This window comes from Kitasatospora sp. NPDC004272, from assembly GCF_053603035.1.
Map to the genome: position 1 here is coordinate 1 of NZ_JBSGET010000237.1, position 6,830 is coordinate 6,830.

Below are 6,830 nucleotides of genomic sequence, written 5' to 3' on the forward strand. Positions count from 1 at the left end.
CCACCGCCGCGCACGCCGCCGCGCGGCGCCGTCGCGGTGCCGTCCCGGTGCCCGTCGGCACCGCGACGGCGGCCTCCCGGCCCCGGGGACGTTCGCGTGGTCTGATGAAACGTCGGGCGCGCGGGCACGGAGAGCGAGGCTGGTCGGGCATGCGGATCGCGGTCATCGGGGCGAACGGCGCGATCGGTCGGTGCGTGGTGACCGAGGCGCTGGCCCGGGGGCACCGGGTGACGGCGGTGGTGCGGCGGCCGGAGCAGTACCAGGGGCTGGCGATCAGCGTGGAGCGCGGGGACGTGCTGGACCCGGCGGACGTGGCGCGGGTCGCGGCGGGCCGGCAGGCCGTGGTGAGCGCGGTCGGCGGCGGGGACGGTCCGGGCCGGGGGCGGCTGGTGGAGCCCGCCGCGCACGCGCTGGTCGCGGGGCTGCGGGGGCTCGCGGACGCGGCGCCGCGCCTGCTGGTGGTCGGCAGCGCCGGCAGCCTGGCCACCGCTTCGGGCGCGCCGCTGTGGGACGACCCGGCGGTGACGCCCCGCCAGTTCGAGCTGATGCGGGCGCACGGCCGGGCCCTGGACTACCTGCGCACGGTGCGCGACCTCGACTGGACGGTGCTCAGCCCGCCGCAGAGCCTGGTCCCGGGCGAGCGCACCGGCGCCTACCGCTCCGGCGCCGACGAGCTGGTGACGACCCCGGACGGCCTGTCCACCCTCTCGCTGCCGGACTTCGCGGCCGCCCTGGTCGACGAGCTCGAACAACCGGCCCACCGCGGCGAACGCTTCACCTGCGCCTACTGAACCCCGTCCGGGGCGGCACCCCGCAGCGGCGCGCCCATGGGGCACCAGGTCGCGTGCGGGCTGCGGTACCGCTCGGCCCCGTACAGCACGGTCGCCTGCCCCAGCAGGCCGACGAGGACGATCGGCGCCACGACGGCCAGCACGGTGTGCCCGGCCCGCTCCCGTTCCGGTCGGCGGAACAGCGAGTGGCCGAGCTGCCAGGCCGCCCAGCCGAAGGCGGCGGCGCCCGCCACCAGGCCGGCGAGGGCGAGCGCGGGCGCGTGCCCGGAGATCCGGAGGGTGCCGAAGCAGTGCCGGCCGAGTTCGGCCTGGAACGCGGACAGCGCCCACAGCGCCGCGACGGTGCAGGCCCAGCCGCCCCCGGCCGCCAGCAGGCTGTAGCGCGTCCGGTGCCACCAGCGCACCCGTTCCTCGTCCATTCCCGCCCCGCCTCGCCTCGGTCGTCCTCTGTCAGATCCGGACGCCGCCCGGGCCGAGGAGGTTGCGGCCGGCCCGGGCGGGTCGGCCGGGGGTCAGCCGAACTGGACCGAGCGCTTGGCCAGGCCCATCCAGAAGCCGTCGATGACACTGCGCTGCTCGCCGAGGTCGGCCTCGCCGGCGCCGAGGGTGACGAAGAGCGGGGCGAAGTGCTCGGTGCGCGGGTGGGCGAGGCGGCCGGCCGGGGCCTTGTGCTCGAAGTCGAGCAGGGCGTCGAGGTCGCGGGCCTCCAGGGCGCGGCGGCCCCAGTCGTCGAACTCGGCCATCACGGAGGTGATCCGGCCGTCGGGGGAGAGGGCGCGCAGGTTGTGGGTGAAGAAGCCGGAGCCGACGATCAGGACGCCCTCGTCGCGCAGCGGGGCGAGCTTGCGGCCGATCTCCATCAGCTTGCGCGGGTCCAGGGTGGGCAGCGAGACCTGCAGGACCGGGATGTCCGCGTCGGGGTACATCTCGACCAGCGGGACGTACGCGCCGTGGTCGAGGCCGCGGTCCGGCACGTCCTGCACGGGGGTGCCGGGGGCGCTGAGCAACTTGCGGACGGAGGCGGCGAGTTCGGGCGCGCCGGGGGCGGCGTACCGCACCTGGTAGTAGTGCTCGGGGAAGCCCCAGAAGTCGTACACCAGCGGGAGGGTGCGGACCGCGCCGATCGCCAGCGGGGCCTCCTCCCAGTGTGCGGAGACCATCAGGATCGCCTTGGGGCGGGGCAGGTCGGCGGACCAGGCGGCGAGCTGGCCGGGCCAGACCGGGTCGTCGGCGAGCGGGGGCGCGCCGTGCGAGAGGTAGAGGGCGGGCATGCGCTCGGTGGTGGGGGTGCTCATGGGTCCGTCCTCCTGTAGCCGGCCTGTAGTTCAAATTTGAACCTCGTGCCTCCGAAGGTACACCTGAGTTCGAATTTGAACAACCGGAGTAGACTGCGGCGCATGGACGATCCCCGCTGGCTCGACGAGACCGAGATGGCCGCCTGGCGCGGGTTCGTCGCGGCCACCAACCTGGTCGCCCGCCGCCTGGAGCGCCAGCTCAAGGAGGACGCGGGGCTCTCCCACACCCAGTACGAGATCCTGGTCCAGCTCTCCGCCGCCCCGGGCGGCTCGCTGCGGATGACCGACCTGGCCGACCGCCTGATCACCTCCAAGAGCGGCCTCACCTACCAGGTCACCCAGCTGGAGAAGGCGGGCCTCGTGGCCCGCCGCTCCTGCCCCAGCGACGTGCGCGGCGTCTTCGCCGAGATCACCGACCAGGGCTGGGCGACCCTGCGCGCCGCCGCCCCGGGGCACGTCGCCGCCGTCCGCGAGGCGCTGATCGACGTGCTCACCCCGGCCCAGCTGGCCGCCCTCGCCGACAGCCTCGGCACCGTCAGCGACCGCCTGCGCGCCGCCGACTCCTGAGCCCCGCCCCGCCGACTCCTGAGCCCCGCCACCCCGCCGTCACCCGGCCGGCACCGGCGGCAGGCCCAGCAGCGCCGCCACCCGCTCCACCGTCGCGTCCTCCCCGTCCGCCAGCACGGTCTCGACGCCCAGCGCCCGGGCCGGCGGCAGGTTGGCCGGCTGGTCGTCGACGAACACGCACGCCCGGCCCGGCAGCCCCATCGCCTCCAGCACCAGCCGGTAGATCGCCGGGTCCGGCTTGGCGAGGCCCACCCGCTCGGAGATCACCGCGACGTCGAACAGCTCCCAGAGGCCGAGCGCCGCGTACGGGTCGTACGGGTCGGTGCCGAAGCTGTTCGACAGCAGCGCGACGGTGTGCCCGGCCGCCCGCGCCGCCCGCGCCAGGGCGATCATCCGGACCGCCGGGCGGACGCCGGACCAGGCCCGGCCCATCAGGTCCACGTGGTCGGCGAGGCCGAGGGCGGGGGCGACCCGCCGGTTCCACTCGGCCTGCCCGATCCGCCCGACCTCCAGGTCCGCGTACAGCGCCCGCACCGCCGGGTCCCCGGTCAGGGCCCGCCACCAGGCGTCCGGGGCGAGGCCCTCCCGCTCGCACCAGGCCCGGTGGGAGGTCCCGGCGCCCCGGGTGAGGACGCCCGCGAAGTCGAGGATCAGCCCCCGCGGCGGGGGCCGGTCCGTTCCGCCGCCGTCCTGCCGCGTCCCGTCGCCGTGCGGCTGCGCCACGGTGGTTCCCCCTCCGGTCGGTGGTTTCGGTCCCCGGAGGGGGTCTTCCCCGTTCTCGGGCCGGTCAGAGCGCCGTCGCCCGCACGCACAGCACGTCCGGCAGGTGGGAGGTGAGCAGCGACCAGTGCTCGCCGCCGTCGGGGGAGCCGTACACCTCGCCGTTGCGGTTGCCGAAGTAGACGCCCGCCGGGTCGCCGTCGTCGGTGCACAGCGCGTCGCGCAGGACGACGCCGTAGTGCTCCTCGGCGGGCAGGCCGGCGGTCAGCGGCTGCCAGGTCTCGCCCGCGTCGGTGGTGCGGAAGACCCGGCAGCGGCGGTCGACGGGCAGCCGGGCGTAGTCGGCCTCCAGCGGGAACAGGTACGCGGTGCCGGGGGTGCGCGGGTGCGCGGCGACGCCGAAGCCGAAGTCGGCGGGCAGGTCGCCCGAGATCGACTTCCAGGTCCGCCCGGCGTCGTCGCTGCGGTAGACCCCGCCGTGGTTCTGCAGGTAGAGCCGGTCCGGGTCGCCCGCGTCCCGGGCGATCTTGTGCACGCACTGGCCGAACTCGGGGAACCGGTCGGGCAGGAAGTCGGCCCGCACGCCGAGGTTGGACGGCCGCCAGCTCAGGCCGCCGTCGGCGGTGCGGTAGGCGCCGCCGGAGGAGACCGCGACCAGCAGCGCGTCCGGGTCGCGCGGGTCGGTGAGGACGGTGTGCATGCCCTGGCCGCCGTAGCCCGCGCCCCAGTGCTCGCGCTGCGGGTGGTCCCACAGCCCGTCGACCAGGGCGAAGCTCTCGCCGCCGTCGGTGGAGCGGAACAGCGCGGCGGGTTCGGTGCCCGCGTACACCACGCCCGGGGCCTCGTCGCCGGCCGGCTGCAGCTGCCAGACCCGCTCCAGGGCGGCGCCCGTCCGCTCGGGGAACTTCACGGCCGGCCGCGCGGGCTCCTGCCAGTCGGCGCCCAGGTCGTCCGACCACCACACCGAGGGGCCCCAGTGGCTGCTGTCCGCCCCGACCAGCAGCCGGGTGCGGCCGCCGCGGCGGTCGATGCCCACCGCGTAGACCCCGTTCATCGGGAAGTGGGGCCCGCTGAACTCCCACGTCTCGCGGTCCGGGCTGCGGCCCAGGAACAGGCCCTTCTTGGTGCCGACAGCCAGCAGGAAACCCTGCGCATCCCGTGCATCGTTCATCGTCGAACCCATCCGGAGACTCGGTCGTAACGCGGTCCCGCAGCAGTGTGCTCCGGGTCACTGACAGTCGCACGCCAGCACGCCGGGGGCCCGGGAATGCCGGACGCCCCGCAGATGGTTTACAATTCAACAATACCGGGAGCGCGACACCCCGACCGTTCCCGGCACCCGACGGAGGAGGACCCGATGGCATCCACGATCGACCTGCGCCGCGCCGACGAGCGCTTCCACACCCGGGCCGGCTGGCTGGACTCCAAGCACTCCTTCTCCTTCTCCCACCACTGGGACCCGGCCAACACCCACTTCGGCCTGCTGCTGGTCTCCAACGACGACACCGTCGCCCCCGGCACCGGCTTCGACACCCACCCGCACCGGGACATGGAGATCATCACCTGGGTGCTCGACGGCGGCCTGGTCCACCAGGACTCCGAAGGCCACAACGGCGTCATCTACCCCGGCCTGGCCCAGCGGATGAGCGCCGGCACCGGCATCCTGCACAGCGAGAAGAACGACTCCTGGACGCTCACCGGCGAGCCCGCCCACCGCGACCCGGTCCACTTCATCCAGATGTGGACCATCCCCGACGCGGCCGGCATCGCCCCCGGCTACGAGCAACTCGACATCAACGACCAGCTCGCCCGGGGCGGTTGGACCACCCTCGCGTCCGGCATGGCCAAGCACGCCAACCAGCGCGCCATCGGCATCCGGCAGAAGCACGCCGCCCTGCACGTCGCCCGCCTGCGCCCCGACGAGACCCTCGAACTCGCCGCCGCCCCCTTCGTCCACCTCTACGCCGCCCGCGGCGAGGCCGCCGTCGAAGGCGCCGGCCTGCTCCACCAGGGCGACGCCCTGCGCATCACCGCCGCCGAGGGCCAGCGCGTCACCGCCGGCCCCGAGGGCGCCGAACTCCTCCAGTGGGAGATGACCGCCGCCCTCGACTGACCCGCCCCCGCCCACCGAAGGCCCGCCCCCACGGGGACGGGCCTTCGGTGCGTGCGGTGCGTGCGGGGCGCGCGGGCACGCAGAAGGGGCGCCCGGAGGAAGGGTGTTCCTCCGGGCGCCCCGCGTCCGGGCTCCGCCGCGGGGGCGGGGCCGGGTCAGTTCTGCGCGGCCTTCTGGGCCGCCACGCCGGCGTGGACCTCGGCCATGTCGAGCTTCCGGGCCTGGCCGATCAGGTCCTCCAGGGCGGCTTCGGGGAGCGCGCCGGGCTGGGCGAAGACCAGGACGCCCTCGCGGATGATCGCCAGGGTCGGAATCGACCGGATGTCGAACGCCGCGGCGAGCTCCTGCTGGGCCTCGGTGTCGACCTTCGCGAAGGTGATGTCCGCGTGCTTGTCGGACGCCCGCTCGAAGACCGGCGCGAACTGGCGGCACGGGCCGCACCAGGCCGCCCAGAAGTCGATCAGGACGAAGCCCTTGTCGTCCTCACCCTGGACCACCTCGTCGAAGTTGTCCTTGGTCAATTCCACCGTGCTCATCATCGCCACCTGCCTCTCGCAGCTCCGGCCCCGCCGTTCGGGCCCTTCGCCCGGCACAACTCCGTCGCCCGCGGAACTATTCCGGCAGCCGTGAGCGGTGAACACCCGGGACCTGCCGTACGTACCCCAGGGCGAACCGGTCGAACCAGGACCGGAACGCCACCTCCCGGACGGGAGCACCCCGATGACCACCACCGGCCGGACGGCCCCCCGCGGCCGCCGCCTCACCCTGCTCGCCGCCGGCACCCTCGCCGCCGCGGCCCTGGTCGCCGGCTGCGGCAGCAGCGGCGGCAGTGGCAGCAGTGGCAGCAGCACCTCGGCGGCCCACACCGGCAACCCCGGACAGAGCCAGGGCACCCTGATGACCGCGCACGACGCCAAGCTCGGCACCCTGGTCACCGACGGCCAGGGCCACACCCTGTACCGCTTCGACCAGGACACCAACCACCCCTCGGCGAGCCACTGCACCGACGCCTGCGCCTCGCTGTGGCCGCCCGAGACGGCCAACGGCAGCGGCAGCGCCGACCTCAAGGGCATCGACGGCAAGCTCGTCTCCACCGTCACCCGCCCCGACGGCAGCCACCAACTCACCCTCGACGGCTGGCCGCTGTACCGCTACAGCCCCGACACCAAGCCCGGCGACACCAAGGGCCAGGGCGTGGACGGCACCTGGTTCGCCGCCACCCCGAGCGGCGCCAAGGCGATGCCGGTCAACGGCGGCACGCCCGGCACGCCGTCCGGCGGCGGCTACTGAGGGCCGTGGACGGCCGGGCGGAGCGGGGGGTGCGGCGCGGGCGCCCGCGCCGCA

The 6,830-nt window shown here is 75.1% G+C and carries 9 protein-coding genes; 4 read left to right on the forward strand and 5 right to left on the reverse strand.

Annotation, left to right across the window (positions count from 1 at the left end; genetic code table 11):
- Positions 1 to 149 precede the first annotated feature (149 nt).
- Entirely contained in the window at positions 150 to 791 is a 642-nt protein-coding gene (locus tag ACWEO5_RS37480; protein WP_452166556.1) for an NAD(P)-dependent oxidoreductase, read from the forward strand.
- Here ACWEO5_RS37480 and ACWEO5_RS37485 read toward each other — a convergent pair.
- Entirely contained in the window at positions 785 to 1,210 is a 426-nt protein-coding gene (locus ACWEO5_RS37485) for a hypothetical protein (protein ID WP_452166557.1), read from the reverse strand. The two genes, ACWEO5_RS37480 and ACWEO5_RS37485, sit on opposite strands and share 7 nt — an antisense overlap.
- A gap of 93 nt (positions 1,211 to 1,303) precedes the next feature.
- Positions 1,304 to 2,086 (reverse strand): dioxygenase family protein, encoded by a 783-nt coding sequence (locus ACWEO5_RS37490; protein ID WP_344550692.1) that lies wholly within the window; start codon positions 2,084 to 2,086, stop codon positions 1,304 to 1,306.
- Between the two features lie 102 nt (positions 2,087 to 2,188).
- Between ACWEO5_RS37490 and ACWEO5_RS37495 the strand changes: the two genes are divergently transcribed.
- Positions 2,189 to 2,653 carry a MarR family winged helix-turn-helix transcriptional regulator gene (locus tag ACWEO5_RS37495; RefSeq protein ID WP_452166558.1) on the forward strand — a complete coding sequence of 155 codons (465 nt, stop codon included), beginning with the start codon at positions 2,189 to 2,191 and terminating at the stop codon, positions 2,651 to 2,653.
- A 39-nt stretch (positions 2,654 to 2,692) separates the two neighbouring features.
- On the opposite strand, the gene ACWEO5_RS37500 is transcribed toward ACWEO5_RS37495, so the two are convergent.
- Together ACWEO5_RS37500 and ACWEO5_RS37505 are read right to left on the reverse strand one after the other, a co-directional pair.
- A complete protein-coding gene (locus ACWEO5_RS37500) occupies positions 2,693 to 3,376 on the reverse strand; it encodes an HAD-IA family hydrolase (RefSeq protein ID WP_452166559.1) in 684 nt (227 codons plus the stop codon).
- Between the two features lie 64 nt (positions 3,377 to 3,440).
- The gene (locus ACWEO5_RS37505; protein WP_452166560.1) at positions 3,441 to 4,544 is read right to left on the reverse strand and encodes a WD40/YVTN/BNR-like repeat-containing protein; all 1,104 of its coding nucleotides are present in this window, start codon (positions 4,542 to 4,544) and stop codon (positions 3,441 to 3,443) included.
- Positions 4,545 to 4,730: 186 nt separating this feature from the next.
- Between ACWEO5_RS37505 and ACWEO5_RS37510 the strand changes: the two genes are divergently transcribed.
- Entirely contained in the window at positions 4,731 to 5,486 is a 756-nt protein-coding gene (locus ACWEO5_RS37510) for a pirin family protein (protein ID WP_452166561.1), read from the forward strand.
- A gap of 155 nt (positions 5,487 to 5,641) precedes the next feature.
- Here ACWEO5_RS37510 and trxA read toward each other — a convergent pair whose 3' ends face one another.
- The gene (gene trxA / locus ACWEO5_RS37515; protein WP_452166562.1) at positions 5,642 to 6,268 is read right to left on the reverse strand and encodes a thioredoxin; all 627 of its coding nucleotides are present in this window, start codon (positions 6,266 to 6,268) and stop codon (positions 5,642 to 5,644) included.
- Between trxA and ACWEO5_RS37520 the strand changes: the two genes are divergently transcribed.
- Positions 6,207 to 6,776, forward strand: a complete 570-nt coding sequence (locus ACWEO5_RS37520) for a hypothetical protein (protein ID WP_452166563.1) — start codon at positions 6,207 to 6,209, stop codon at positions 6,774 to 6,776. The genes trxA and ACWEO5_RS37520 overlap by 62 nt on opposite strands.
- The last annotated feature ends 54 nt before the right edge of the window (positions 6,777 to 6,830 follow it).

Coding starts and splice junctions, on each gene's coding strand:
- ACWEO5_RS37480 (WP_452166556.1), top strand. CDS start 150: ATGCGGATCGCGGTCATCGGGGCGAACGGCGCGATCGGTCGGTGCGTG.
- ACWEO5_RS37485 (WP_452166557.1), bottom strand. CDS start 1,210: ATGGACGAGGAACGGGTGCGCTGGTGGCACCGGACGCGCTACAGCCTG.
- ACWEO5_RS37490 (WP_344550692.1), bottom strand. CDS start 2,086: ATGAGCACCCCCACCACCGAGCGCATGCCCGCCCTCTACCTCTCGCAC.
- ACWEO5_RS37495 (WP_452166558.1), top strand. CDS start 2,189: ATGGACGATCCCCGCTGGCTCGACGAGACCGAGATGGCCGCCTGGCGC.
- ACWEO5_RS37505 (WP_452166560.1), bottom strand. CDS start 4,544: ATGAACGATGCACGGGATGCGCAGGGTTTCCTGCTGGCTGTCGGCACC.
- ACWEO5_RS37510 (WP_452166561.1), top strand. CDS start 4,731: ATGGCATCCACGATCGACCTGCGCCGCGCCGACGAGCGCTTCCACACC.
- ACWEO5_RS37520 (WP_452166563.1), top strand. CDS start 6,207: ATGACCACCACCGGCCGGACGGCCCCCCGCGGCCGCCGCCTCACCCTG.